Genomic DNA, 25,585 nt, shown 5'->3' on the forward strand with positions numbered 1-25,585 from the left:
AGTATGGATCGCATAATTCAATCACCTGGTAAGTACATCCAGGGGGCAGATGTTATTACCCGTCTTGGCAGCTATCTCAAACCACTGGCAGAACGCTGGCTGGTCGTTGGGGACAAGTTTGTCTTAGGTTTTGCACAACCCGCTATAGAAAAAAGCTTCCATGATGCCGGTTTATCACTGGAAATCGTGCCATTTGGCGGTGAATGTTCACAAAACGAAATCGACCGCCTGCGCGGTGTGGCTGAACAAGCGAAGTGTGGCGCGGTTCTCGGTATTGGCGGTGGTAAAACGCTGGATACCGCGAAAGCGCTGGCTCACTTTATGGACGTACCCGTCGCCATTGTGCCAACCATTGCTTCAACCGATGCGCCATGCAGCGCGCTGTCCGTGATTTATACCGATGCTGGCGAATTCGATCGCTATCTGCTGCTGCCCAACAATCCGGACAGGGTTATTGTTGACACCAAAATTGTGGCGGGCGCACCGGCGCGTCTGTTAGCTGCGGGTATTGGTGATGCGCTGGCGACCTGGTTTGAAGCACGCGCCTGTTCACGCAGTGGCGCCACCACGATGGCGGGTGGTCAGTGTACTCAGGCTGCGCTGGCGCTGGCTGAACTGTGCTACAACACGCTGATTGAAGAAGGCGAAAAAGCCATGCTTGCCGCCGAGCAGCATGTGGTTACCCCGGCACTGGAACGCGTCGTAGAAGCCAACACCTATCTGAGCGGCGTCGGTTTTGAAAGCGGTGGTCTGGCTGCCGCGCACGCAATCCATAACGGCCTGACGGCAATCCCGGATGCACATCACTACTACCACGGCGAGAAAGTGGCTTTCGGCACGCTAACGCAACTGGTACTGGAAAACGCACCGGTAGAAGAAATTGAAACCGTCGCCGCATTGTGTCATTCCGTTGGTCTGCCGATTACGCTGGCGCAGCTGGACATCAAACAGGATATTCCAGCCAAAATGCGCATAGTGGCACAAGCAGCCTGTGTCGAGGGCGAAACAATTCACAACATGCCTGGCGGTGCGACACCCGATCAGGTTTATGCCGCCCTGCTGGTGGCAGACCAGTACGGTCAGCGTTATCTGCAGGAATGGGAATAAAATCTGACCAAGACCCCCGGCTCACGCCGGGAGTCTTTTTGAATGTCCTTCCTGTCGCTTCATTTTCCATCCGCCTGCGTTTTCCGGCTCACAAGCGCTAACGCCAGTACAATCAGCACAATGCCGCCGCCTTCAATCGGTCCTGGATTTTCACCAAGCAACCACCAGGAAAACAGCACACCGCATACTGGCACCGCCAGCGTACTTAAACTGGCAATGCTCGCAGGCAGATTTTTCAGCACAAACAACCACAGGCTCCAGGCCAGCGCAGTGGCCAGAATAGCGCTATAGGCCAGTGCCCAAAAAACAATAGGTTGCCAGTTAACTTCCGGTTGGGGCACCCACCAGGCAACGACGCTCATGACCAGCGCGGCATACAGCATTTGCCACGCCGTGAGTGAGAGCAAATCAATCCTGGGATGACGAGCGTACATTCGCTTGGCGACAATTGCGCTCGCCCCCCAGCTCACACCGGAAAGGATCGCCAGCAGCGCACTTTTCATCGAGGTGAAATCAAGCTGCCACGGTTGCATCACCAGCACCAGTCCAACAGCGGCAATGCCGATTGCCGCATATTGCATACGTCGAAACCGCTCCCCCAGAAACAACGCCGCCAGGATCACCACCCAGAATGGCATGGTATAAGTGAGGATGGCGACCTTTCCCGCCCCGCCGCTGACCAGCGCCCATTGCGCCAGTCCGATCATGCCACAGGTCTGTAACAACGCTATCGCCAGGGTAAATTTAAACGGCGTCGGTCTTAATCCACGACCACGCAAGAGCAAAACAAGAAATAAGACGAGGGTGCCGAAAATACAGCGAAGAGATGTAAAGTCGAACGCGCCAATATAGCTCGTGACTTGCTTCATGAAGATCCAGCTATAACTCCAGATAAGAGTGAGAACGAGAAGACCACTGACAGCCAGTGGGTTGCTCTTTCCTGAGGCAGACATGATAAATCCCGTAGAGTGACGTTTCCTTTATGTACTATACCCTAAATAATTCGAGTTGCAGGAAGGCGGCAAAGGAAGAAATCCCCAGGGGCATAGATAACTATGTGACTGGGGTTTCTGAGTGTAGCCAACACACCGGCAACTTGAAGTATGACCGGTATATACGCCTCAAAAAAAACTTCAGCGACTGCCGGGAAGCAGCCGCTGAAGTGTTAGACGTTGAGATTACAGCAGATCAAAACGGTCCAGATTCATCACTTTCACCCATGCCGCGACAAAGTCCTTCACGAACTTCTCGTGGGCATCGCTGCAAGCATAAACTTCTGCCAGTGCACGCAGTACCGAGTTAGAACCGAATACCAGATCGGCGCGGGTAGCGGTGTATTTCACATCACCGTTCAGGCGGTCGCGCCCTTCAAACAGTTCTTGCGACTCATCCACCGCTTTCCATTCGTTGCGCATATCCAGCAGATTGACGAAGAAATCATTGCTGAGCACGCCAGGACGATCGGTAAAGACGCCATGCTGGCTACCATCAAAGTTGGTTCCCAGCACACGCATACCACCCACCAGCACGGTCATTTCCGGTGCGGTTAACGTCAACTGCTGCGCTTTATCAATCAGCAGCGATTCGGTGGTTGATACGTCAGGACGGGAACGATAGTTACGGAAGCCATCGGCAATCGGCTTCAGCAATTCAAACATCTCAATATCGGTTTGATCCTGACGCGCATCCACGCGGCCTGGAACAAAAGGTACAGTGATACTGACGCCCGCTGCGCTTGCTGCCTTCTCCACACCGACAACACCGGCCAGCACGATAATATCGGCCAACGAGGCTGTATGGGCAGATTTATAGATACCTTCCAGCACAGGCAGAACACGTGCAGCAGTGGCATTCACATCCCAACCACGTTGTGGATTCAGCGCCAGGCGAGCACCGTTAGCACCGCCACGTTTGTCACCACCACGGAATGTAGAAGCCGAAGCCCACGCCACCGATACCAGCTCGCCTACGGAAAGTCCGGAAGCCGCGATGGTCGCCTTCAGGTTAAGAATATCTTCTTCGCTTGGGTTGAAGAACGCATGCGGCAGCGGATCCTGCCAAATCAGATCTTCTTGTGGTACTTCCGGTCCAATGTAACGCGCTTTCGGCCCCATATCACGGTGCGTCAGTTTAAACCACGCACGGGCAAAAGCTTCGTTGAACGCCTGCGGATCGTTAAGGAAACGACGAGAGATTTTCTCGAACTCAGGATCAAAACGCAGCGTCAGGTCGGTGACCAGCATCGTCGGCTTACGTTTTTTCGACGGATCAAACGGATCAGGAATGATTTCTGGCGCATCAACCGCTTCAAACTGGATGGCACCGGCCGGGCTGCGAGTTTGTACCCATTCGTATTTGAACAGGTTCTCGAAGAAATAGTTGCTCCACTGGGTTGGTGTTTGCGTCCAAACCACTTCCAGACCAGACGTGATAGCATCTGCGCCCGCACCGCTACCATAGCTGCTGGCCCAGCCTAAACCCTGTGCTTCAATCGGTGCTGACTCTGGGTCGGCCCCGACATGTGATGCAGGTGCTGCACCATGAGTTTTACCTAACGTATGGCCACCACCGATTAGCGCTACGGTTTCTTCGTCGTTCATCCCCATGTTGCCGAATGTCGCACGAATAGCTGCAGCTGCAGAAAGCGGCTCACCGCTGTGATCCGGACCTTCCGGGTTTACATAGATAAGCCCCATCTCGGTCGCGCCCAATGGCGCTTTTGCCAGCTCTTCAGGGTGGCGGTGAGTCAGCCAGGCTTTCTCATCACCCCAGTTTACGTCAAGATCCGGTTCCCAGACGTCTTCACGACCAGCACCAAAACCGAAGGTACGGAAACCTGAGTTTTCCAGCGCTACGTTACCCGCAAGGATAAACAGATCAGCCCAGGAAATTTTCTGACCATATTTCTGCTTAACTGGCCACAGCAGACGGCGTGCCTTATCAAGACTCACGTTGTCCGGCCAGGAGTTCAGTGGTGCAAAACGCTGCTGTCCACGACCCGCTCCACCGCGTCCATCAATAGAGCGATAGGTACCTGCGCCGTGCCATGCCATGCGGATAAATAAACCGGCATAAGTGCCCCAGTCAGCGGGCCACCACGGTTGAGATTCGGACAGGAGGGCTCTGAGATCCCCTTTCAGGGCAGAATAGTCGAGTTTGCTAAATTCTTTGCGGTAGTTAAAGTCCTCACCCAGTGGGTTCGAACGGTTGGAATGTTGGTTCAGCAGATCTACACGGAGTTGATTAGGCCACCAGTCGCGGTTGCTCGTTCCTGCTCCCGCGCTCTGGTCGTGACCGCCTTGATGAAAAGGACACTTACCGGCAGTTGATGCGTTATGGTTATCGTCGGACATGCTCATCTATATGCTCCCTTTACAGTGTTCTGACTACGATATACACCACCAGAGATAAGATATAGTCGAAATAACCCACAGATTCGATAGCTAATTCCTTTTATATTTTAAGTTACAGAGATGTAGATCAAAATGATCAATAAAAAGCCCTCCGTAGAGGGCTGGGGCATCTGTTTAATTCGGTCTTACACCCAGCGTGTGGCAAATAGCGTAGCTCATTTCCGCACGATTGAGGGTATAGAAGTGGAAATCTTTCACCCCTTCACGACTTAAAATCTTCACCATATCCATGGCGATATTCGCCCCAACCAGCTTACGGGTCTCGGCATCGTCATCCAGGCCATCAAACATTGTCGACATCCACGCCGGAATGCGAACGTTAGTCATGTCAGCAAATTTTTTCGCTTGCTTAAAGTTGGAAACCGGCAGAATGCCCGGGATAATCTCCACATCGATCCCCGCAGACACACAGCGATCGCGAAAACGCAAATAGCTTTCCACATCAAAGAAAAATTGGGTGATCGCGCGGTTCGCTCCGGCATCGACCTTACGCTTCAGGTTGAGCAAATCAGCCTGTGCGCTTTTCGCTTCAGGATGCACTTCCGGATAAGCCGCAACTGAGATATCAAAATCTGCGACATCTTTCAGCAAGGTCACCAGATCAGAAGCGTACATATCCGGCTTACCACCACCTGCCGGCAAATCACCGCGCAGAGCAACAATATGACGAATACCGTTGTTCCAGTAATCCTGAGCAATAGTGCGCAACTCATCACGGGTAGCATCAATACAGGTCAGGTGCGGAGCCGCTTCGAGGCCCGTGCGATCCTTAATTCCCTTAATAATGCTGTGCGTGCGGTCACGCTCACCCGAGTTTGCACCATAGGTGACGGAAACAAACTTAGGTTTCAGACTGCTCAGACGATCGATGGAGTTCCACAGGGTTTGCTCCATTTCACTGGTGCGCGGCGGGAAAAACTCGAACGAAACGTTAATCTGACCCTGCACTTCTGCCAGGCTCTGATTCAGGGCTTCCCGCTGGTTGGCGTGAAAAAAGCTCATACCTTACCTCATCAATCTTTTGTCGTTATATGTTGTGTTGTGAACTGCTATACGTTTAGACGTCTAGATGTAAAAATGACGGAAAAGCGCAGTGACGTCAACTGAAAAATCATTGTGGAAGGTGAGGAATACTCAGCGAAGGTGAAATAAATTCATTCTGGTTTGCTGGCAGAAGAGATTTTATCAACGCCGGGAGCCATTTCAGGCGATCTTCCTGCCCTGGTGATATCACCAGACCAGTGTTGATACGCAAATCACAGCCATTCAGCGGGCAAAAAGTCACGCCCTGACGCTGAATAGCCGCAAAAGAGGCGGGGAGAATACTCAGGCCATCGCCATGCGCAATTCGGGCTAATAAAACATCATGTTCAAGAGGTTCTTCAATACAGGCAGGAGAATAACCTGCGCGTCTGAATATCTGGTGGGTATAGTCGAAAAAGGCCGGATTACGCTCTCTCTTAAACCAGAACAGCGGCCTGTGATTGAGCGTCCTCAGTGACAGCGATTTCTCAGCCGCTTCTGGCCAGGAGGCTGGCAACGCGGCAATCAGCGGCTCATGCCAGGGTAAATCCGTCACCGTAAGCCCCGCCGTTTCCAGCGGTAATGCCACCAGCGCAGCATCCAGTTTACCCCGGCGTACCTGCCGCACCAGTTCGGTCGACGCGTGACGTACAATGTGCAGCGTCTCGACACGCTCAACCAAATGCGACTCAAACGATGCAAATATACCTTGCTCAAACGCTGTGCTTAACCCCAGTCGTAGCGCTTGCCCATCCGCTTTCGCCAGTTGGCTCAACGCAAGATAGGTTGTGTCCTGTAGCGTCAGCAGCGGGCGAACCATCTCCAGTACACGCAACCCATCTTCCGTCAGCGAGAGTCCACGGCTATGACGGGTAAAAAGCGTCACCCCCAGGCGAACTTCAAGCTGGCGAATATGGCGACTGAGCGGAGGCTGCGACATAAACAGGCGCTGTGCCGCACGGCTCATGTTGTTCTCTTCCGCTACCACGACGAAATAGCGTAGCAGGCGGATATCCAGAGAATTAAGCGGTTGGGTTGTCATACCGAAAAGGTATCACGAAAACGGTATTATCTATAGAAACGCCCACAACCTATCCTCACGTCATACACCAGACAAACGAGGGATAAACCATGTTTTCAGAACGCTATATTACCGGACAAAAAATGCTGCAACAGGTGGATGGCAAAAGCGGCGACGCAGTGCTGGAAAGCCTGAAAGATATTGCGCCAGATTTCGCCCGCTATCTGCTCGAATTTCCTTTCGGTGATATCTATTCCCGACCGGGACTCGATTTACGCAGTCGGGAAATTGCGACCGTCGCCGCATTAACCGCTCTTGGCAACGCGACGCCACAGTTGAAAGTACACATTGCCGCTGCTCTGCATGTTGGATTAACGCAGGAAGAGATCATTGAGGTGATAATGCAGATGGCTGTATATGCAGGTTTTCCAGCCGCGCTGAATGGCCTTTTCGCTGCAAAAGAGGTCTTTTCAGCTCACGAATAGCGAAGCTGCACGCCGGATAAGATGCGTTAACATCTTTATCCGGCCTAACAATCACACTGGCCGGATAAACTCAGCGTCATCCGGCAACAAAACTACAGCAGTTGCGCCAGGCGATTGATATCCGACTGAATAGCGCCAGCAGTCACATCGCGACCCGCCCCCGGTCCGCGAATCACCAGCGGGTTATCGCGATACCAGCGACTTTCAATGGCGAACACGTTATCGCACGGCAGTAGCGCCGCCAGCGGATGTTCTGGTCGCACCGCTTCAACACCGACGCGTGCTTTGCCGTTAGCATCAAAACGCGCCACGTAGCGTAGCACCAGCCCCATTTCACGGGCGGCTTCCAGACGCTGTACCATCTGCTCGTTCAGCTCATCGCCATTTTCAAAGAAATGATCAATTGAGCCTTCTTCACAGTGCGCTGGTACCAGGGACTCCACACGAACCTGATCCGGTTCGATATCGTAACCGGCTTCGCGCGCCAGAATCACCAGCTTGCGCATCACATCTTTGCCCGAAAGGTCCACTCGCGGGTCCGGTTCAGTCAACCCCTGCTGCCACGCCTGATCCACCAGATCGGTAAACGGGACAGATCCGTCAAATTGCAGGAACAGCCACGACAGCGTACCGGAGAAGATCCCACTGATCGACAGAATGGTGTCTCCACTGTCAATCAGATCGCGCACGGTATGGTTGATCGGCAATCCGGCACCCACGGTGGCGTTATACAACCAGTGGCGACCCGTTTTCTCGAAGGCATCGTGAATTTGGCGATATTTATTACTGGTGCTAGCTCCCGCCAGTTTATTGGCGCTGATAACGTGAAAACCGTGGCTGGCGAAATCCAGATACTGATCCGCCAGCTGTTCGCTGGCGGTCACGTCCAGCACAACTAAATCATCATACGGGTGGGCGCGCATCCACAGGAACAGCGACTCTTCATCCTGTTCCACTGCTTCGTCATCGAAGAAGGCTAATGCGCGGCTGGCATCCAGCCCTTCATAGTTCAGCAGGCTACGGCGGCTATCCACCACGCCTGCCAGCACAAACTCAAAACCAGTACGTGCAGAAAGCGTGCTTTGTTCACGGGCGAACAGTTCCAGCCAGCGAGAACCAATATTCCCCTTCCCGAACAACACCAGACCAATACGTTTTTCTGCGCGGAAGATAGACTGGTGCAGTCCCTGAATCAGGCTTTCAGTCGGACCGGTACGCAGTACGGCAACCAGACTGATGCCCTCTTCCGACTGCCAGGTAAACTCTACCGGCTGACCTTTCAGTTGCTGCCAGAAACGGTGGCAGTGCAGCGGATTGCGTGTCACGCCAGCCCCAACCATCGCCACCAGCGCCAGCCCCTGACGTAAACGCAGCTCGCCAGGTAAACCGGCCTCATCAAGAATTTTCAGTGCGCCGTCAGCGACTTCTGAGGTGTAGCAAAATTGCAGGAGTTGGCGATCGGGATGCACGCCAACCGCCAGCGGACGCACCTGTGTGCGTTTTAAAATCTGATCGATCTCTTTATACGCCAGCTTAAAGTCCTGACCACCTGGAACCAGGAATTCAATCAGGCAGACATCGTCATGGCTGGTCACAATACGCGCTCCGGTACCGGAAGCCAGCACGCGTTCAATGCGCGTCGATCCCTGATCCGGCGTATAGCTGCAGCGCAACTGAAGGTCGATATCGCTGCCAGAAACCGGCTGTAAAGTCCGGGCATGCAGAACCGGAGCGGCCAGACGAGCCAGTTCGCTGGCTTCGTCCAGACGCAGCAATGGCAACAGACAGGCATCCTTCACTTTTCGTGGGTCCGCACTGTATACCCCGGCGACATCGCTCCAGATGGTCACTCGGGAAACACCCGCCAGCGCACCGACTTGCGTCGCAGAGTAGTCAGAGCCGTTACGCCCCAGCAATACCGTTTCGCCCGCATTGCTACGACTGATAAAACCGGTCACTACCAGGCGCTTGCCCGGATGCTGAGCCAGCAGTTGTTGTAATAATGGGTAAGAGAGACCTTCATCCACCTGCGGTTGAGCGCCGCGCTCAGCACGCAAAAACTCACGCGCATCCAGCCAGGTCGACTCCAGCCCCTGCTGATTAAGCACGGCAGACATCAGGCGTGCCGACCACACTTCGCCATGCCCTACGACTTCGGCGTAGACCGTATCGTTCACGCCACTGTCGAGCAAACCGGCCAGGCGCTCCAGATCGTTGATAAACGCGCCGATCAACCCATCGGCCACGTCTGGCGGCAATAAGCCGCTAATAAGTTCGCTCTGATAGCGGCGTAACGCCTGCTGAACCTGATGCGCAGAAAGACGATCGGTCTGGCTTAACTTCAGCCAGCTAATCAACTGGTTAGTGGTGCTGCCTGCAGCTGAAACAACCATCATATCGTCAGGCTGCGAGTACTCCGCCATAATACCTGCGACACGCAAATAACATTTCACGTCTGCCAGACTACTACCACCAAATTTGTGCAGTTGACGACCCTTCGCCCCTGCCTGCGCAATCACACTCATGTTTACCCCTTGTTTGCAGCCCGGAAGCCATTTTCCAGGTCGGCAATTAAATCTTCGCCATCTTCAATACCGGTGGAGATACGCAGCAGCGTTTCAGAAATTCCGGCAGCAGCACGCGCTTCTGGTGCCATACCCGCATGTGTCATGGTTGCGGCGTGGGAGATCAGACTTTCAACTCCCCCTAATGATTCCGCCAGCGTAAACAACGACAACCCGCCCAGGAAGCGACGCAGCGTTTGCTCATCACCATCCAGTTCAAAACTCAACATCGCGCCAAAGCCTTTTTGTTGGCGCGCGGCAATCTCATGCCCCTGATTATCCGGCAGTGACGGGTGATACAGTTTTTTCACCAGCGGCTGGGTTTGCAAATAGTCCACAATCGCCTGAGCATTACGTTGTGCCACCTCCATACGCGGTGACAAAGTACGCAGGCCACGCAACAGCAGATAGCTATCAAATGCGCCGCCGGTTACGCCAATATTATTCGCCCACCATGCCAGCTCAGTGACCGTTTCAGGATCTTTCGCAATCACTACGCCAGCCACCACATCAGAGTGACCGTTTAAATATTTCGTGCATGAATGCAACACCAGATCGGCGCCCAATGCCAGTGGATTTTGCAGTGCAGGGCTTAAAAAAGTGTTATCCACAACACTCACCGCGCCAGCTTCACGCGCCAGCTGGCAGATTTTCGCAATATCCACCACGCGTAACAGGGGATTACTCGGGCTTTCCACCAGCACTAACTGCGGTTTTTCCGCCAGTGCCGCCTTGAGCGCCTGCTCATTACCCTGATCGACAAACAGGACGCGATAACAACCGCGCTTCGCCAGACTGTCAAACAGACGATAGCTGCCGCCGTAACAGTCGTGTGGCGCCACCAGTAAATCACCAGGCTTCAGGAACACCGTAGTCACCAGATGGATCGCCGACATACCAGTATTGGTCAGCACTGCACCAGCCCCTCCTTCCAGCTCAGCCAGCGCGCGCTGGACGACATCACGCGTCGGGTTGCCGCGACGTGAATAGTCATGGGCTCGCGGCTCATTAAAACCGGTGAAGTTATAGGTACTGGAAAGGTGAATCGGCGGGACAACGCAACCGTACTGCTCGTCGTCATTTAATCCGCTACGCACTGCGATGGTGGCCTGTTTACGCGTCATATTGAGGAGTTCCTGGCTGAGCCGGTGAAAAGTCAGGCACCAGAGTAATCATTGTTACAATAGCCGTCAATACATCTGGACATCTAAACTTCTTTGCGTATAGATTGAGCAAACTGGAAATAGCCGTTAAAATTATATGCATTAGCGCACATCTGCGATGGCTAACTTCGTGTCAGGGCCTCGCCACTACGATAAACTACGCGCAATGAAATTATGGCTCGGGCTCAGTTTCCGGCCTCAATATAAATGACAAAGAGGATTAGGTATCTCATGGCTGAATGGAGCGGCGAATATATCAGCCCATACGCTGAGCACGGTAAGAAGAGTGAGCAAGTCAAAAAAATTACGGTTTCCATTCCTCTGAAGGTGTTAAAAATCCTTACCGATGAACGCACGCGTCGTCAGGTGAACAACCTGCGCCACGCCACCAACAGCGAACTGCTGTGTGAAGCGTTTCTGCATGCCTTTACCGGGCAACCGTTACCCAACGATGATGATCTGCGTAAAGAACGCAGTGATGAAATTCCTGAAGAGGCGAAGGTAATTATGCGTGAACTGGGGATCGACCCGGAAACGTGGGAATACTAAACGCCGGATACAAAAAAAGCGCCGTAAGGCGCTTTTTTTTGACAGCAGAAAAACTTATTTGCTGCCCGGGATGCTGAAACGCTTGTTGAAGCGATCAACACGGCCACCGGTAGCAACATCACGCTGCTTGCCAGTATAGAACGGGTGGCACTGACCGCACACGTCCAGGTTCAGATCGTGACCGACGGTAGAGCGGATTTTCATGACGTTACCGCAAGAGCAGTTTGCAGTAATTTCTTCGTATTTCGGGTGAATATCTTTTTTCATGGGGAAACCTCGGTTTAAGGCCGCGTCGCTCTTCCAGCCCTAACGCCAGACACCACGCGATGTTAATAGTATAGGTCAGTGATACAAATTTGTATCAAAGGCGGCGAATCATACAGAAATTAACCTGCTCATGCAAACTGATCCGCATTCCGCTTCTCACTAATGTGTATACTAACCCGCCAGAATTCAAGTCAGGATGATTAAATGCCCGTTGCGCACGTTGCCTTACCCGTCCCGCTACCCCGCACCTTTGACTACCTCTTGCCGGAAGGCATGAACGCCAAAGCCGGGTGTCGCGTACGTGTGCCCTTTGGCAAGCAGCAGGAGCGTGTCGGCATTGTCCTGTCGGTAAGCGAGCAAAGCGAACTGCCGCTGAATGAATTAAAAGCCGTGATTGAGGTACTGGACAGCGAACCGGTCTATTCCTCCTCCGTCTGGCGTTTACTGCTGTGGGCTGCTGATTATTACCACCACCCTATTGGCGACGTGCTGTTTCATGCTTTGCCTATTCTGCTACGCCAGGGCAGACCTGCCACTAACGCGCCAATGTGGTACTGGTTTGCCACCGAAGAAGGTCAGGTTATTGATTTAAACAGCCTGAAGCGCTCCCCCAAACAACAGCAGGCGCTGGCAGCGCTACGCCAGGGAAAAATCTGGCGTGACCAGGTGGCTGAACTCGAATTTAATGACGCCGCATTACAAGCACTGCGTAAAAAAGGTCTCTGCGACCTGGCGAGCGAAACGCCAGGTTTCAGTGACTGGCGCACGCACTACGCCGTTTCCGGTGAGCGGTTACGGCTAAATACCGAACAGGCCACTGCCGTTGGAGCGATTCACAGCGAATCAGACTGTTTTAGCGCCTGGCTACTAGCAGGCGTGACGGGTTCTGGCAAAACAGAAGTCTATCTGAGCGTACTGGAAAATATCCTCGCCCAGGGCAAACAGGCGCTGGTGATGGTGCCGGAGATTGGTCTGACACCACAAACCATTGCCCGCTTTCGCGAACGCTTCAATGCTCCGGTAGAAGTATTGCACTCCGGTCTGAATGACAGCGAACGTCTTTCTGCCTGGCTGAAAGCGAAAAATGGTGAAGCGGCGATTGTCATCGGTACGCGTTCATCACTGTTTACACCGTTTAAAAATCTCGGCGTAATTGTCATCGACGAAGAGCATGACAGCTCCTATAAACAGCAGGAAGGCTGGCGCTATCACGCCCGCGATCTGGCGGTTTACCGCGCCCACAGCGAGCAGATCCCCATTATTCTCGGGTCGGCCACTCCGGCGCTGGAAACGCTGTGCAACGTGCGGCAAAAAAAATACCGTATGCTGCGCCTGACGCGCCGCGCCGGAAATGCACGTCCTGCCATTCAGCACGTACTGGATCTAAAAGGTCAGCAGGTACAGGCCGGACTGGCTCCTGCGCTTATCACCCGCATGCGTCAGCATCTGCAGGCGGATAATCAGGTAATTCTCTTTCTTAATCGCCGGGGATTTGCCCCTGCACTGCTATGCCACGACTGCGGCTGGATTGCCGAATGCCCGCGCTGCGATCACTACTACACGCTGCATCAGGCGCAGCATCATTTGCGCTGCCACCACTGTGACAGTCAGCGTCCCATACCGCGTCAGTGTCCTTCCTGCGGTTCTACGCATATGGTACCGGTCGGACTCGGCACCGAACAGCTTGAACAGGCTTTAGCCCCCTTCTTCCCAGGTGTACCGATTTCGCGTATTGACCGCGATACCACCAGCCGTAAAGGGGCGCTGGAGCAGCATCTGGCAGAAGTGCATCGCGGCGGCGCACGAATTCTTATCGGCACACAAATGCTGGCAAAAGGTCACCACTTCCCGGACGTCACACTGGTGGCATTACTGGATGTGGACGGGGCGCTATTCTCGGCAGATTTTCGTTCAGCAGAGCGCTTCGCCCAGCTTTACACACAGGTATCCGGGCGTGCAGGCCGTGCCGGTAAACAGGGTGAAGTGGTGCTGCAAACGCACCACCCTGAACATCCACTGCTGCAAACCTTGCTGTATAAAGGTTATGACGCCTTTGCCGAACAGGCACTGGCCGAACGCCAAACGCTGCAGCTTCCACCGTGGACCAGCCATGTGATCGTACGGGCAGAAGACCATAACAATCAGCATGCGCCGATGTTCCTGCAGCAACTGCGCAATCTGATTCAGGCCAGTCCGCTGGCCGACGACAAACTCTGGGTGCTCGGCCCGGTTCCTGCACTGGCACCCAAGCGTGGCGGCCGTTATCGCTGGCAAATTTTGTTGCAACATCCGTCACGCATTCGACTACAACATATCGTTAGCGGGACACTGGCGTTAATCAATACGCTGCCTGATGCACGCAAGGTCAAATGGGTGTTGGATGTCGATCCCATTGAGGGATAGCCCCCTCATGATGCGAGGCGGATCGTAAAATTAAATATCCATCACACTTTTTATGAAAATTCTGTAACTGCTTCTATTCACTATCTGATAAAAATATTTCAAATGAAGGTTACCCAGGGACAGGTCTGCGCCAGCAGCTCTCTGGCGAGGAGAAAGAGTGAAACCGAATAAGCAGGTCGCTGCCGCTACGATGAAAGATGTTGCCCTGAAGGCGAAAGTCTCCACGGCAACCGTCTCCCGTGCATTAATGAACCCGGACAAAGTCTCTCAGTCCACCCGTAGCCGGGTTGAGCAGGCCGCGCTGGAAGTGGGATATCTCCCCCAATCGATGGGGCGCAACGTTAAGCGCAATGAATCACGTACCATTCTGGTGATTGTTCCGGATATTTGCGACCCGTTCTTTAGTGAAATTATCCGGGGCATTGAGGTCACCGCCGCAGAGCAGGGTTACCTGGTGCTGATCGGTGATTGCGCGCACCAGAACCAGGAGGAAAAGACTTTTCTTAACCTCATTATCACCAAGCAGATCGATGGCATGGTACTGCTTAGCTCACGTCTGCCGTTTGATGCCAGCGTGGAAGAGCAACGCAATTTGCCACCGATGGTGATGTCCAACGAATTCGCGCCAGAGCTGGAGCTCCCCACCGTTCATATTGATAACCTCACCGCTGCGTTTAATGCGATGAACTATCTGCTTGAACTGGGTCATCAGCGTATTGGCTGTATCGCCGGACCAGAGGATATGCCACTGTGTCACTACCGCCTGCAAGGTTACGTTCAGGCGTTGCGCCGCAGCGGGATTACGGTCGATCCACATTTTATCGCGCGCGGTAATTTTACCTATGAAGCAGGTGCAAACGCACTGAAACAGCTGCTTGAGCTACCACAGCCGCCTACCGCTGTTTTCTGTCACAGCGATGTCATGGCGCTGGGCGCACTCTCATATGCCAAACGTCAGGGCTTAAAAGTACCTGACGATTTATCCATTATTGGCTTTGATAACATTTCACTCACAGAATTTTGTGATCCACCCCTGACAACCGTTGCACAGCCGCGTTTCGATATCGGACGTGAAGCTATGCTGTTACTGCTCGATCAATTACAAGGGCATAACGTCAGTAGTGGCTCACGTTTACTGGACTGTGAGCTTATTATTCGGGGCTCTACGCGGGCATTGACTTAAAGTAAAGTGCTTTCGGACTCCCCTGTCTGGTCAAAGGCCCGCCGCTTAAGTAACATGGCGGGCTGACGAACGAATAAATACAGCGAAACGATAGTGGCACAACGAGATTATGTACGTCGCGGCCAACCGGCACCTTCGCGGCGCAAAAAGAGCACTTCACGGAAAAAGCAACGCAATACGTCAGCGGTATCCCCCGCGATGGTCGCTATTGCGGCAGCCGTACTTGTGACCTTTATCGGTGGTCTGTACTTCATTACGCATCACAAGAAAGAAGAGTCCGAAACGCTGCAAAGCCAGAAAGTCACCGGTAATGGGATCCCACCGAAACCGGAAGAACGCTGGCGATACATCAAAGAGCTGGAAAGCCGCCAGCCGGGCGTGCGTGCGCCAACCGAACCTTCTGCTGGCGGTGAAGTGCTTAACGCCGATCAGCTTACCAATGAGCAGCGTCAGCTCCTGGCGCAAATGCAGGCTGATATGCGTCAGCAGCCCACGCAGCTCAATGAGGTACCGTGGAACGAACAAACGCCTGAACAACGCCAGCAAACTCTGCAGCGCCAGCGTCAGGTGCAGCAACAGCAGTGGACCAACGCACAGCAACAGGCTCAGCAGCCGCGTACGCGGGTAACGGAACAACCTTACCAGCAACAGCAACAGCAACAAACGCGTACGGTACAGGCTGCGCCGGTACAACAGCCGCGTCAAACGCAGCCAAAACCGGCGGCCCAACAGCCGTACCAGGATCTGTTGCAGACGCCAGCGCATACCACAGCTGCTCAGCCGAAAACGCAACCAGCCGCGCCGATTACGCATGAAACAGAAGCGCCAAAACAGACGGCAGAGAAAAAAGATGAACGTCGCTGGATGGTTCAGTGTGGATCATTTAAAGGGGCTGAGCAGGCAGAAACTGTGCGTGCACAGTTGGCCTTTGAGGGCTTCAATTCCCGCATAACCACCAACAACGGCTGGAATCGCGTGGTCATTGGCCCGCTCAAAGGCAAAGAAAATGCTGACAACACTATCAGTCGTCTGAAAGTGGCTGGCCACACAAACTGCATTCGACTCGCTACCGGGGGTTGAAACCCCCAAAATCCCCCCCATCTATACTTGCATTACGCCCCGTACACTGTGCGGGGCCTGTATTCTGCATTTGTAACCAAGGGGTCTGCTCGTGACAACAATAGTAAGCGTACGCCGTAACGGCCATGTGGTAATCGCCGGTGATGGTCAGGCCACACTGGGTAACACCGTAATGAAAGGCAACGTGAAAAAAGTCCGCCGTCTGTACAACGACAAAGTCATTGCGGGCTTTGCGGGCGGCACTGCGGATGCATTCACGCTGTTTGAATTGTTTGAACGCAAACTGGAAATGCATCAGGGTCATCTGGTGAAAGCTGCCGTTGAACTGGCGAAAGACTGGCGAACCGATCGTATGCTGCGCAAACTCGAAGCATTGTTGGCCGTTGCAGATGAAACTGCATCGCTCATCATCACGGGTAATGGCGATGTCATCCAGCCAGAAAACGATCTGATTGCCATCGGCTCCGGCGGTCCCTACGCCCAGGCTGCAGCACGCGCTCTGCTGGAAAACACCGAGCTTGGCGCACGCGAGATTGCTGAGAAAGCGTTGGATATTGCAGGGGATATCTGCATTTATACCAACCACTTCCATACCATCGAAGAATTGAACTCCAAAGCGTAAGGATCCCCCATGTCTGAAATGACCCCACGCGAAATTGTCAGCGAACTGAACAAACACATTATCGGCCAGGATAACGCCAAGCGTTCCGTGGCGATTGCCCTGCGTAACCGCTGGCGCCGTATGCAGCTCGACGAAGAGCTGCGCCATGAAGTCACGCCAAAAAACATTCTGATGATTGGTCCAACCGGTGTCGGTAAAACCGAAATTGCCCGCCGTCTGGCAAAACTGGCCAACGCACCGTTCATCAAAGTTGAAGCAACGAAATTCACCGAAGTAGGCTATGTTGGTAAAGAAGTTGACTCCATCATCCGCGATTTAACCGACGCAGCCATTAAAATGGTTCGCGTTCAGGCTATCGAGAAAAACCGCTTCCGTGCAGAAGAAATGGCGGAAGAACGTATTCTCGATGTGCTGATTCCTCCAGCCAAAAATAACTGGGGACAGTCAGAACAGCCGCAGGAACCTTCCGCTGCACGTCAGGCGTTCCGTAAAAAACTGCGTGAAGGCCAACTGGACGATAAAGAGATTGAGATTGATCTCGCTGCTGCACCGATGGGCGTAGAAATCATGGCGCCTCCGGGAATGGAAGAGATGACCAGCCAGTTGCAGTCCATGTTCCAGAACTTAGGCGGCCAGAAACAAAAACCGCGTAAGCTGAAAATTAAAGATGCGATGAAGCTGCTGATTGAAGAAGAAGCGGCGAAACTGGTCAACCCGGAAGAGCTGAAACAGGAAGCTATCGACGCCGTTGAACAACACGGGATCGTGTTTATCGACGAAATCGACAAAATCTGTAAGCGCGGTGAATCTTCTGGTCCGGATGTGTCCCGTGAAGGCGTACAGCGCGACCTGCTGCCGCTGGTTGAAGGCTGCACCGTCTCCACCAAGCACGGCATGGTGAAAACCGATCACATACTGTTTATCGCCTCCGGCGCGTTCCAGGTGGCGAAACCGTCTGACCTGATCCCAGAACTGCAGGGTCGTCTGCCAATCCGCGTCGAGCTACAGGCGCTGACCACCAGCGATTTCGAGCGTATTCTGACTGAACCGAATGCCTCTATCACCGTGCAATACAAAGCGCTGATGGCGACCGAAGGCGTGAATATCGACTTCACTGAATCAGGTATTAAACGTATTGCCGAAGCGGCCTGGCAGGTCAACGAAACCACCGAAAACATCGGTGCACGTCGTCTGCATACCGTTCTCGAGCGTCTGATGGAAGATATTTCCTATGATGCGAGCGATTTGAACGGCCAAAGCATCACAATTGATGCCGAATATGTGAGCAAACATCTGGATGCGCTGGTCGCAGATGAAGATCTGAGCCGTTTTATCCTATAATCGCGTTCAATGCATTTTCATCACTGTTGATGGGGCTGATAAAGCCCCATTTTTATTGGCGCTAAATATGACTGAACAACAACAAATTAGCCGCTCACAAGCCTGGCTGGAAAGTTTACGACCTAAGACCTTACCGCTCGCCTTCGCGGCGATCATCGTCGGTACGGCATTAGCATGGTGGCAAGGGTATTTCGATCCGCTGGTTGCTCTGCTGGCATTAATCACGGCAGGACTGCTGCAAATTCTGTCCAACCTTGCGAACGACTATGGCGATGCTGTCAAAGGCAGCGACAAGCCCGACCGCATAGGGCCGTTACGTGGAATGCAAAAAGGGGTCATCACGCAGCAGGAAATGAAGCGCGCGTTGATTATCACCGTGGTCTTAATCTGCTTGTCCGGTCTGGCGCTGGTAGCAGTGGCCTGCCACACGCTGACTGATTTTGTCGGCTTTTTGATACTCGGCGGCCTGTCGATTATCGCCGCTATCACTTATACCGTAGGTAATCGTCCTTACGGCTATATTGGCCTGGGCGATATTTCCGTGCTGGTCTTCTTCGGCTGGCTCAGCGTTATGGGGAGCTGGTATCTGCAGGCGCATACGCTTATTCCCGCGTTGATTTTGCCGGCAACGGCCTGCGGTCTGCTGGCAACCGCCGTGCTCAATATCAATAACCTGCGCGATATCAACAGCGACAGAGAAAATGGCAAAAACACGCTGGTTGTACGTTTAGGCGCCGTCAATGCCCGTCGTTACCATGCCTGCCTGCTGATGGGTACGCTGGTCTGCCTGGCACTGTTTAACCTGTTCTCGCTGCAAAGTCTGTGGGGATGGCTGTTTATTCTGGCCGCTCCGTTGCTGATCAAACAGGCAAGATATGTGATGCATGAGATGGATCCTACAGCGATGCGCCCAATGCTGGAACGCACCGTGAAAGCTGCGCTATTAACTAACTTACTGTTTGTTGTTGGGATTTTCTTAAGTCAGTGGTCCCTTTAACTGACAAATATCAATTAACAATTGATGATTTTGCCAACAGTACACATAGCGCGATATACTAAAAATTCTCGCAGCAACTGAACGTTAAGCCTATGAAATACGATACATCCGAGCTTTGTGACATCTATCAGGAAGATGTCAACGTCGTGGAACCGCTGTTCTCTAACTTTGGGGGACGGTCGTCGTTTGGCGGACAAATCATCACGGTAAAATGTTTCGAGGACAACGGGTTGCTGTACGATCTGCTCGAACAAAATGGCCGTGGTCGAATTCTGCTGGTCGATGGCGGCGGTTCTGTCCGTCGTGCGCTGGTCGATGCCGAACTGGCTCGTCTGGCTGTACAGAATGAGTGGGAAGGTCTGGTCATCTACGGCTCAGTCCGCCAGGTGGACGATCTGGAAGAACTGGACATCGGCATTCAGGCGATTGCCGCTATTCCGGTGGGTGCCGCAGGTGAAGGAACCGGGGAAAGCGATGTGCGCGTCAACTTTGGTGGCGTGACGTTCTTCTCCGGCGACCATCTGTACGCCGACAATACCGGGATAATCCTTTCCGAAGACCCGCTCGATATCGAGTGATCAAAAAAGGCACCGCAAGGTGCCTTTTTTATGCGTTATCGCTGAGTACCGGAAGCAGCTTGCGCCTTATCCAGCCTACACGTAGGGGCGATTACGCGAGAGATTTCGTGTTGTAGCAAGGCGGCAAACGAAGGTATCCCCAGGAGCGTAGTAAACTACGAGACTGGGGTAACTAAGCGCAGCCAACGCTGCTACGGCGCGAAAGATAAAGCGTAATTAGACTTCTTCCATACGGCCGAGCAGAGCATGCAGACGATCCTGCCAGCCATTCTGCTGTTCTTTCAGGCTGTTATTCTCACGCTCCAGCTCTTCACGCTGCTGCTGTGCAGACTGAACTTCCTGCGACAGTGAGTTATTCTTTTCTTTCAGCTCTTCGATTTCCATCTGCAACAGCGTGATGGTATCAATCGCCTGCTGTACTTTTGCTTCCAGTTTCTCAAACACTTCTAATGACATCGTCATACCTCTCCTGAATTGCAAGGCGTTGATGGATAAAAATCCTCGTCCCGATAACCGGCGACGCCTTAATAAAAACGAGCGCACTCTACTTAGCTCCGATTGTATGAAGCCGCGCCATCCCTGTCCAGCAGCATCCCGCGCAGATTGCGGTTTGCAACACTTTTAATCTTTGTCCTGGTGACAGACAGCGCATAACTCAAAAGTGTTAACATATTGGTTAATGAAATGATTCAGCTCACACTCTTTTTGTATAACAAATACCTCGTTATGGCGCGATAACGCTCATTTTGTTGATGCAGTACACACATTTCAATTTCGATATTTCTCGTTTTTGCTCGTTAACGATAAATTAACAGTGTGCCTACCGGCTCCGGGGATGTCAGTGACCTTCTCGAACACAATAAACATTAAACTCTCTTCAGGATCCGATTATGAGTCAAACATCAACCTTAAAAGGCCAGTGCATTGCTGAATTCCTCGGTACCGGGTTGTTGATTTTCTTCGGTGTGGGCTGTGTTGCTGCACTTAAAGTGGCTGGCGCTACTTTTGGTCAGTGGGAAATCAGTATCATCTGGGGTCTGGGGGTAGCGATGGCTATCTATCTGACGGCAGGCGTTTCTGGTGCACACCTGAACCCAGCAGTCACAATCGCACTCTGGTTGTTTGCGTGTTTTGACAAACGCAAAGTAGTACCTTTTATTATTTCGCAAATTGCCGGCGCCTTTTGCGCAGCGGCATTGGTTTACGGGCTTTATTACAATCTTTTCATCGATTTCGAACAAACTAACCATATCGTGCGCGGCAGTACCGAGAGCCTGGGTCTGGCTGGTACTTTCTCCACCTATCCGAACCCGCATATCAATTTTGTGCAGGCCTTCGCGGTTGAAATGGTCATTACCGCTATTCTAATGGGGCTGATTCTGGCACTGACCGACGATGGTAACGGTGTACCTCGTGGTCCGCTGGCACCCCTGCTGATCGGCTTATTGATTGCCGTTATTGGTGCCTCCATGGGTCCACTGACCGGTTTTGCGATGAACCCGGCTCGTGACTTTGGGCCGAAACTATTCGCCGGGCTCGCAGGATGGGGAGAGATTGCCTTTACGGGTGGTCGCGATATTCCTTACTTCCTGGTACCGGTGTTTGGCCCGATTACCGGCGCGATTTTGGGCGCATGGGCATATCGCAAACTGATTGGTCGCCATTTACCGTGCGATGTCTGCGCGATTGAAGAGAAAGACATTGCGGCCAACACTCAACAAAAAGCTTCGCAGTAATGTGACTACGGGACAAAAAATTATGACTGAGAAAAAATATATCGTTGCGCTCGACCAGGGCACCACCAGCTCCCGCGCGGTCGTGATGGACCACGATGCAAATATCGTTAGCGTTTCACAACGCGAATTCGAGCAAATCTACCCGAAAGCAGGCTGGGTAGAACACGACCCAATGGAAATTTGGGCGACCCAAAGCTCCACGCTGGTAGAAGTGCTGGCGAAAGCCGATATCAGTTCCGATGAAATTGCAGCGATTGGTATTACTAACCAGCGTGAAACCACTATCGTCTGGGAGCGTGAGACCGGTAAACCTATCTATAACGCCATTGTGTGGCAGTGTCGTCGTACCGCTGATATTTGCGAGAAACTCAAGCGCGACGGGATGGAAGATTACATCCGTAACAACACCGGCCTGGTAATTGACCCGTATTTCTCCGGCACCAAAGTAAAGTGGATCCTTGACCACGTAGAAGGTTCTCGTGAGCGCGCTCGTCGCGGTGAACTGCTGTTCGGTACAGTGGATACCTGGCTTATCTGGAAAATGACTCAGGGACGTGTACACGTAACGGATTACACCAACGCCTCACGTACCATGCTGTTCAACATCCACTCCCTGGACTGGGACGACAAGATGCTGGATGCGTTGGACATCCCGCGCGCAATGCTGCCGGAAGTTCGTCGTTCCTCCGAAGTCTACGGTCAGACCAACATCGGTGGTAAAGGTGGCACACGTATTCCAATCTCCGGTATCGCAGGCGACCAGCAGGCTGCGCTGTTCGGCCAACTGTGCGTGAAGGAAGGGATGGCGAAAAACACCTACGGCACCGGCTGCTTCATGCTGATGAACACCGGTGAGAAAGCGGTTAAGTCCGAAAACGGACTGCTGACCACCATCGCCTGTGGCCCAACCGGAGAAGTGAACTACGCGCTGGAAGGTGCGGTGTTTATGGCTGGCGCATCCATCCAGTGGCTGCGTGATGAAATGAAACTCATCAGCGATGCTTTCGACTCCGAATATTTTGCCACCAAAGTGAAAGACACCAACGGCGTGTACGTTGTTCCGGCATTCACTGGTCTGGGTGCACCGTACTGGGACCCGTATGCCCGTGGCGCGATTTTCGGTCTGACCCGTGGCGTAAACTCTAACCACATCATCCGTGCAACGCTCGAGTCTATCGCTTACCAGACCCGTGATGTTCTGGAAGCGATGCAGGCCGATTCCGGTATTCGTCTGCACGCACTGCGTGTTGATGGCGGTGCGGTTGCCAACAACTTCCTGATGCAGTTCCAGTCAGACATTCTCGGCACTCGCGTTGAGCGCCCGGAAGTCCGCGAAGTTACCGCACTGGGTGCCGCATACCTGGCAGGCCTGGCCGTAGGTTTCTGGCAGAATCTGGATGAGTTGCAGGAAAAAGCTGTTATTGAACGTGAATTCCGCCCTGGTATTGAAACCACAGAGCGTAACTTCCGTTACAGCGGCTGGAAAAAAGCGGTCAAACGCGCCCTTGCGTGGGAAGACCACGAAGAGTAATGCTGAAATGCCGGATGGGGTTAACGCCTTATCCGGCAAAACCTTCTCAACCCTGCACACGCACACACATCAATAATCCAGCCCCTTACCCTGTGCTACACTTCGCGCCATTCCTTTCTGCTACGAGTTTGCAATGAGACGAGAACTTGCCATTGAATTTTCACGCGTGACCGAAGCAGCCGCACTGGCTGGCTATAAATGGCTGGGTCGCGGCGATAAAAACATCGCTGACGGCGCGGCGGTGAACGCCATGCGTATTATGCTCAACCAGGTCAACATCGACGGCACTATTGTTATTGGTGAGGGCGAAATCGATGAAGCACCAATGTTGTTTATCGGTGAGAAGGTTGGGACCGGTCTCGGCGATGCCGTGGACATAGCTGTCGATCCAATCGAAGGCACGCGCATGACAGCAATGGGCCAGGCGAATGCCCTGGCAGTACTGGCTGTCGGTGATAAAGGCTGCTTCCTGAACGCGCCGGATATGTATATGGAAAAGCTAATTGTCGGCCCTGGTGCGAAAGGATCAATCGACCTGAATCTGCCGCTGGAAGCTAACCTGCGTAACATTGCTGCCGCACTCGGTAAACCACTTGGTGAGCTGACCGTCACCATCCTTGCAAAGCCTCGTCATGATGAAGTTATCGCTGAGATGGCGAAGCTGGGCGTACGCGTGTTTGCCATTCCTGACGGCGATGTCGCCGCCTCAATTCTGACCTGCATGCCAGACAGCGAAGTCGACGTACTGTACGGTATCGGCGGTGCACCGGAAGGTGTAGTTTCCGCTGCCGTAATCCGCGCACTGGATGGCGACATGCAGGGCCGCCTGCTGGCACGTCACGACGTCAAGGGCGACAGCGAAGAGAATCGTCGCATTGGCGAACAGGAACTGGCTCGTTGCCAGGCAATGGGCATTGAAGCAGGCAAAGCGCTGCGTCTGGACGAAATGGCGCGCAGCGACAATGTGATTTTCTCAGCGACCGGGATCACCAAAGGCGACCTGCTGGAAGGGATTAGCCGTAAAGGCAATATCGCAACCACTGAAACACTGCTGATCCGCGGGAAATCGCGCACGATCCGCCGCATTCAATCCATTCACTACCTGGATCGCAAAGATCCTGATGTGCAGGCGCACATCCTGTAACAGATTTGTTTGATTGAGCTTTCCAGTCCTCCGGGACTGGAATTTTTTTGTTCAGCGAACGAAGATAAGGCAAGCAAATCAGACAGGAGAAAACCATGGCAGATTGGGTAACAGGTAAAGTCACGAAGGTACATAACTGGACCGATGCCCTGTTTAGTTTGACCGTGCGAGCTCCAGTTCATCCCTTCACTGCTGGTCAGTTTACTAAGCTTGGCCTTGAGATCGACGGTGAGCGCGTCCAGCGCGCCTATTCCTATGTGAACGCGCCTGATAATCCTGATTTAGAGTTTTATCTGGTGACCGTTCCCGACGGTAAACTCAGTCCACGTCTGGCTGCGCTGAAACCTGGCGATGAAGTGCAGGTCGTAAGCGAAGCCGCAGGATTTTTCGTGCTGGATGAAGTTCCCGATTGTGACACGCTGTGGATGCTGGCAACCGGCACCGCTATCGGCCCATATTTGTCGATTCTGCAGTTGGGTAAAGATCTTGATCGCTTTAAAAATCTGGTGCTGGTCCATGCTGCCCGATATGCCGCCGATTTAAGCTACCTGCCGCTGATGCAGAGGCTGGAAAAACGCTACGAAGGTAAATTACGTATCCAGACCGTCGTCAGCCGTGAAACGGCTACAGGCTCGCTTACTGGACGGGTTCCCGCGCTAATTGAAAACGGCGAGCTGGAAAAAGCAGTTGGGCTGGCAATGGATACCACCACCAGCCATGTGATGCTTTGTGGAAATCCACAGATGGTACGCGATACCCAGCAGTTACTGAAAGAGACCCGGCAGATGACCAAACATCTGCGTCGTCGACCGGGCCATATGACTGCCGAGCACTACTGGTAAGACATTGCCGTGGGTTTATTGATTTTGTAGGTCCGATAAGCGTAGCGCCAGCGGGCGATCTGCCGGATGGCGGCAACGCCTCATCCGGCCTACGCTTTACCCTTTATACTTCACATCCAGCGTATCTACGCCAAATTTGTTTTCACCCTGAGTGCCAACAAACGCGCCCAGATCGATAATCATACCGACCAGAATCAGCGTAGGAATAAAGCGACCTACCACCCACTGCCAGATGCCTGGCAATATCGCCCAGTTTCCGGCCAGCAGCATCCACGCCAGAATCATCAATAGCGCCCACAATCCAGAGCGCCCCCGGTCATGCAGGCGTTTTACCGTCACTGCCGCCGTCGGCCAAAACAGACAGACCAGGCAAAACGCAGCCGTCTGGATATCGAGTAATTTTTTACTCGCCAGTGAGAACAGAACCAGCATACCGACAATCCAGAGGCCGACCCAAATCCAAAAATCACGGCGTCCGATACGCCCTTTAAATGAGAATAACCACTGCTGTATGGTCATGTAGGTTCCTTTAAAAT

At 53.1% G+C, this 25,585-nt stretch carries 23 protein-coding genes; 14 read left to right on the forward strand and 9 right to left on the reverse strand.

Going from position 1 to position 25,585, the window contains the following annotated elements:
• Window positions 1–3 precede the first annotated feature (3 nt).
• Entirely contained in the window at window positions 4–1,107 is a 1,104-nt protein-coding gene (gldA, locus tag OGY01_RS17540; RefSeq protein WP_286493449.1) for a bifunctional L-1,2-propanediol dehydrogenase/glycerol dehydrogenase, read from the forward strand.
• Window positions 1,108–1,166: 59 nt separating this feature from the next.
• Here gldA and OGY01_RS17545 read toward each other — a convergent pair whose 3' ends face one another.
• The 4 genes from OGY01_RS17545 to OGY01_RS17560 form a co-directional block, all read right to left on the reverse strand.
• The gene (locus tag OGY01_RS17545) at window positions 1,167–2,060 is read right to left on the reverse strand and encodes a DMT family transporter (protein WP_045449339.1); all 894 of its coding nucleotides are present in this window, start codon (window positions 2,058–2,060) and stop codon (window positions 1,167–1,169) included.
• Window positions 2,061–2,285: 225 nt separating this feature from the next.
• Window positions 2,286–4,466 carry a catalase/peroxidase HPI gene (gene katG, locus OGY01_RS17550; protein ID WP_048223404.1) on the reverse strand — a complete coding sequence of 727 codons (2,181 nt, stop codon included), beginning with the start codon at window positions 4,464–4,466 and terminating at the stop codon, window positions 2,286–2,288.
• A gap of 168 nt (window positions 4,467–4,634) precedes the next feature.
• Window positions 4,635–5,522: a methylenetetrahydrofolate reductase gene (gene metF / locus OGY01_RS17555; protein WP_045449335.1), complete on the reverse strand. Its 888-nt coding sequence runs from the start codon at window positions 5,520–5,522 to the stop codon at window positions 4,635–4,637.
• A gap of 109 nt (window positions 5,523–5,631) precedes the next feature.
• A complete protein-coding gene (locus OGY01_RS17560) occupies window positions 5,632–6,585 on the reverse strand; it encodes a LysR family transcriptional regulator (protein ID WP_200012980.1) in 954 nt (317 codons plus the stop codon).
• A gap of 89 nt (window positions 6,586–6,674) precedes the next feature.
• Between OGY01_RS17560 and OGY01_RS17565 the strand changes: the two genes are divergently transcribed.
• A complete protein-coding gene (locus OGY01_RS17565; protein ID WP_045449331.1) occupies window positions 6,675–7,049 on the forward strand; it encodes a carboxymuconolactone decarboxylase family protein in 375 nt (124 codons plus the stop codon).
• 92 nt (window positions 7,050–7,141) lie between these two features.
• Here the strand turns inward: OGY01_RS17565 and metL are convergent, their stop codons facing one another.
• Both metL and metB read right to left on the reverse strand, forming a co-directional pair.
• Window positions 7,142–9,574: a bifunctional aspartate kinase/homoserine dehydrogenase II gene (gene metL / locus OGY01_RS17570; protein WP_200012978.1), complete on the reverse strand. Its 2,433-nt coding sequence runs from the start codon at window positions 9,572–9,574 to the stop codon at window positions 7,142–7,144.
• A gap of 2 nt (window positions 9,575–9,576) precedes the next feature.
• Window positions 9,577–10,737 (reverse strand): cystathionine gamma-synthase, encoded by a 1,161-nt coding sequence (gene metB / locus OGY01_RS17575; RefSeq protein ID WP_045449327.1) that lies wholly within the window; start codon window positions 10,735–10,737, stop codon window positions 9,577–9,579.
• A 270-nt stretch (window positions 10,738–11,007) separates the two neighbouring features.
• Between metB and metJ the strand changes: the two genes are divergently transcribed.
• Window positions 11,008–11,325 carry a met regulon transcriptional regulator MetJ gene (metJ, locus tag OGY01_RS17580; protein WP_003862042.1) on the forward strand — a complete coding sequence of 106 codons (318 nt, stop codon included), beginning with the start codon at window positions 11,008–11,010 and terminating at the stop codon, window positions 11,323–11,325.
• A 54-nt stretch (window positions 11,326–11,379) separates the two neighbouring features.
• Here metJ and rpmE read toward each other — a convergent pair whose 3' ends face one another.
• The gene (gene rpmE, locus OGY01_RS17585; protein WP_008787040.1) at window positions 11,380–11,592 is read right to left on the reverse strand and encodes a 50S ribosomal protein L31; all 213 of its coding nucleotides are present in this window, start codon (window positions 11,590–11,592) and stop codon (window positions 11,380–11,382) included.
• Window positions 11,593–11,796: 204 nt separating this feature from the next.
• On the opposite strand from rpmE, the gene priA reads away from it, so the two are divergent.
• From priA to rraA, 7 genes are all read left to right on the forward strand, one after another.
• Entirely contained in the window at window positions 11,797–13,995 is a 2,199-nt protein-coding gene (priA, locus tag OGY01_RS17590) for a primosomal protein N' (protein WP_048223394.1), read from the forward strand.
• 157 nt (window positions 13,996–14,152) lie between these two features.
• The gene (gene cytR, locus OGY01_RS17595) at window positions 14,153–15,178 is read left to right on the forward strand and encodes a DNA-binding transcriptional regulator CytR (RefSeq protein ID WP_045449321.1); all 1,026 of its coding nucleotides are present in this window, start codon (window positions 14,153–14,155) and stop codon (window positions 15,176–15,178) included.
• Between the two features lie 93 nt (window positions 15,179–15,271).
• Window positions 15,272–16,258, forward strand: coding sequence for a cell division protein FtsN (gene ftsN / locus OGY01_RS17600; protein ID WP_200042386.1), 987 nt, complete (start codon window positions 15,272–15,274; stop codon window positions 16,256–16,258).
• 91 nt (window positions 16,259–16,349) lie between these two features.
• Window positions 16,350–16,880 carry an ATP-dependent protease subunit HslV gene (hslV, locus tag OGY01_RS17605; RefSeq protein WP_003028805.1) on the forward strand — a complete coding sequence of 177 codons (531 nt, stop codon included), beginning with the start codon at window positions 16,350–16,352 and terminating at the stop codon, window positions 16,878–16,880.
• Between the two features lie 9 nt (window positions 16,881–16,889).
• Window positions 16,890–18,221, forward strand: coding sequence for an ATP-dependent protease ATPase subunit HslU (gene hslU / locus OGY01_RS17610; RefSeq protein ID WP_045449318.1), 1,332 nt, complete (start codon window positions 16,890–16,892; stop codon window positions 18,219–18,221).
• A 67-nt stretch (window positions 18,222–18,288) separates the two neighbouring features.
• Window positions 18,289–19,218: a 1,4-dihydroxy-2-naphthoate polyprenyltransferase gene (menA, locus tag OGY01_RS17615; protein WP_045449316.1), complete on the forward strand. Its 930-nt coding sequence runs from the start codon at window positions 18,289–18,291 to the stop codon at window positions 19,216–19,218.
• Between the two features lie 92 nt (window positions 19,219–19,310).
• Window positions 19,311–19,796: a ribonuclease E activity regulator RraA gene (rraA, locus tag OGY01_RS17620; protein ID WP_045449315.1), complete on the forward strand. Its 486-nt coding sequence runs from the start codon at window positions 19,311–19,313 to the stop codon at window positions 19,794–19,796.
• 216 nt (window positions 19,797–20,012) lie between these two features.
• Here rraA and zapB read toward each other — a convergent pair whose 3' ends face one another.
• Window positions 20,013–20,258, reverse strand: a complete 246-nt coding sequence (gene zapB, locus OGY01_RS17625; protein WP_005121725.1) for a septal ring assembly protein ZapB — start codon at window positions 20,256–20,258, stop codon at window positions 20,013–20,015.
• A 428-nt stretch (window positions 20,259–20,686) separates the two neighbouring features.
• Between zapB and OGY01_RS17630 the strand changes: the two genes are divergently transcribed.
• The 4 genes from OGY01_RS17630 to fpr all read left to right on the forward strand — a co-directional run bounded on the left by OGY01_RS17630 (window position 20,687) and on the right by fpr (window position 25,049).
• On the forward strand, window positions 20,687–21,532 hold the full coding sequence (locus OGY01_RS17630; RefSeq protein ID WP_045449313.1) for an MIP/aquaporin family protein: 846 nt from the start codon (window positions 20,687–20,689) through the stop codon (window positions 21,530–21,532).
• Between the two features lie 22 nt (window positions 21,533–21,554).
• Window positions 21,555–23,063: a glycerol kinase GlpK gene (glpK, locus tag OGY01_RS17635; protein ID WP_045449312.1), complete on the forward strand. Its 1,509-nt coding sequence runs from the start codon at window positions 21,555–21,557 to the stop codon at window positions 23,061–23,063.
• 133 nt (window positions 23,064–23,196) lie between these two features.
• Window positions 23,197–24,207: a class II fructose-bisphosphatase gene (gene glpX / locus OGY01_RS17640; protein WP_045449305.1), complete on the forward strand. Its 1,011-nt coding sequence runs from the start codon at window positions 23,197–23,199 to the stop codon at window positions 24,205–24,207.
• 95 nt (window positions 24,208–24,302) lie between these two features.
• The gene (gene fpr / locus OGY01_RS17645; protein WP_048223389.1) at window positions 24,303–25,049 is read left to right on the forward strand and encodes a ferredoxin--NADP(+) reductase; all 747 of its coding nucleotides are present in this window, start codon (window positions 24,303–24,305) and stop codon (window positions 25,047–25,049) included.
• A gap of 96 nt (window positions 25,050–25,145) precedes the next feature.
• Here the strand turns inward: fpr and OGY01_RS17650 are convergent, their stop codons facing one another.
• Complete coding sequence (locus tag OGY01_RS17650) at window positions 25,146–25,568, reverse strand: DUF805 domain-containing protein (RefSeq protein ID WP_286493451.1); 423 nt, start codon at window positions 25,566–25,568, stop codon at window positions 25,146–25,148.
• Window positions 25,569–25,585: the final 17 nt, after the last annotated feature.

The sequence above is a fragment of the Citrobacter sp. Cm038 genome (assembly GCF_030333105.1).
In the GTDB taxonomy this organism is placed as follows: Bacteria; Pseudomonadota; Gammaproteobacteria; order Enterobacterales; family Enterobacteriaceae; genus Citrobacter; species Citrobacter murliniae.

What these genes read in the sequence shown, in the direction of transcription:
- gldA (WP_286493449.1), top strand. Translation starts at nt 4, where the DNA reads ATGGATCGCATAATTCAATCACCTGGTAAGTACATCCAGGGGGCAGAT.
- OGY01_RS17545 (WP_045449339.1), bottom strand. Translation starts at nt 2,060, where the DNA reads ATGTCTGCCTCAGGAAAGAGCAACCCACTGGCTGTCAGTGGTCTTCTC.
- katG (WP_048223404.1), bottom strand. Translation starts at nt 4,466, where the DNA reads ATGAGCATGTCCGACGATAACCATAACGCATCAACTGCCGGTAAGTGT.
- metF (WP_045449335.1), bottom strand. Translation starts at nt 5,522, where the DNA reads ATGAGCTTTTTTCACGCCAACCAGCGGGAAGCCCTGAATCAGAGCCTG.
- OGY01_RS17560 (WP_200012980.1), bottom strand. Translation starts at nt 6,585, where the DNA reads ATGACAACCCAACCGCTTAATTCTCTGGATATCCGCCTGCTACGCTAT.
- OGY01_RS17565 (WP_045449331.1), top strand. Translation starts at nt 6,675, where the DNA reads ATGTTTTCAGAACGCTATATTACCGGACAAAAAATGCTGCAACAGGTG.
- metL (WP_200012978.1), bottom strand. Translation starts at nt 9,574, where the DNA reads ATGAGTGTGATTGCGCAGGCAGGGGCGAAGGGTCGTCAACTGCACAAA.
- metB (WP_045449327.1), bottom strand. Translation starts at nt 10,737, where the DNA reads ATGACGCGTAAACAGGCCACCATCGCAGTGCGTAGCGGATTAAATGAC.
- metJ (WP_003862042.1), top strand. Translation starts at nt 11,008, where the DNA reads ATGGCTGAATGGAGCGGCGAATATATCAGCCCATACGCTGAGCACGGT.
- rpmE (WP_008787040.1), bottom strand. Translation starts at nt 11,592, where the DNA reads ATGAAAAAAGATATTCACCCGAAATACGAAGAAATTACTGCAAACTGC.
- priA (WP_048223394.1), top strand. Translation starts at nt 11,797, where the DNA reads ATGCCCGTTGCGCACGTTGCCTTACCCGTCCCGCTACCCCGCACCTTT.
- hslU (WP_045449318.1), top strand. Translation starts at nt 16,890, where the DNA reads ATGTCTGAAATGACCCCACGCGAAATTGTCAGCGAACTGAACAAACAC.
- menA (WP_045449316.1), top strand. Translation starts at nt 18,289, where the DNA reads ATGACTGAACAACAACAAATTAGCCGCTCACAAGCCTGGCTGGAAAGT.
- rraA (WP_045449315.1), top strand. Translation starts at nt 19,311, where the DNA reads ATGAAATACGATACATCCGAGCTTTGTGACATCTATCAGGAAGATGTC.
- zapB (WP_005121725.1), bottom strand. Translation starts at nt 20,258, where the DNA reads ATGACGATGTCATTAGAAGTGTTTGAGAAACTGGAAGCAAAAGTACAG.
- OGY01_RS17630 (WP_045449313.1), top strand. Translation starts at nt 20,687, where the DNA reads ATGAGTCAAACATCAACCTTAAAAGGCCAGTGCATTGCTGAATTCCTC.
- glpK (WP_045449312.1), top strand. Translation starts at nt 21,555, where the DNA reads ATGACTGAGAAAAAATATATCGTTGCGCTCGACCAGGGCACCACCAGC.
- glpX (WP_045449305.1), top strand. Translation starts at nt 23,197, where the DNA reads ATGAGACGAGAACTTGCCATTGAATTTTCACGCGTGACCGAAGCAGCC.
- fpr (WP_048223389.1), top strand. Translation starts at nt 24,303, where the DNA reads ATGGCAGATTGGGTAACAGGTAAAGTCACGAAGGTACATAACTGGACC.
- OGY01_RS17650 (WP_286493451.1), bottom strand. Translation starts at nt 25,568, where the DNA reads ATGACCATACAGCAGTGGTTATTCTCATTTAAAGGGCGTATCGGACGC.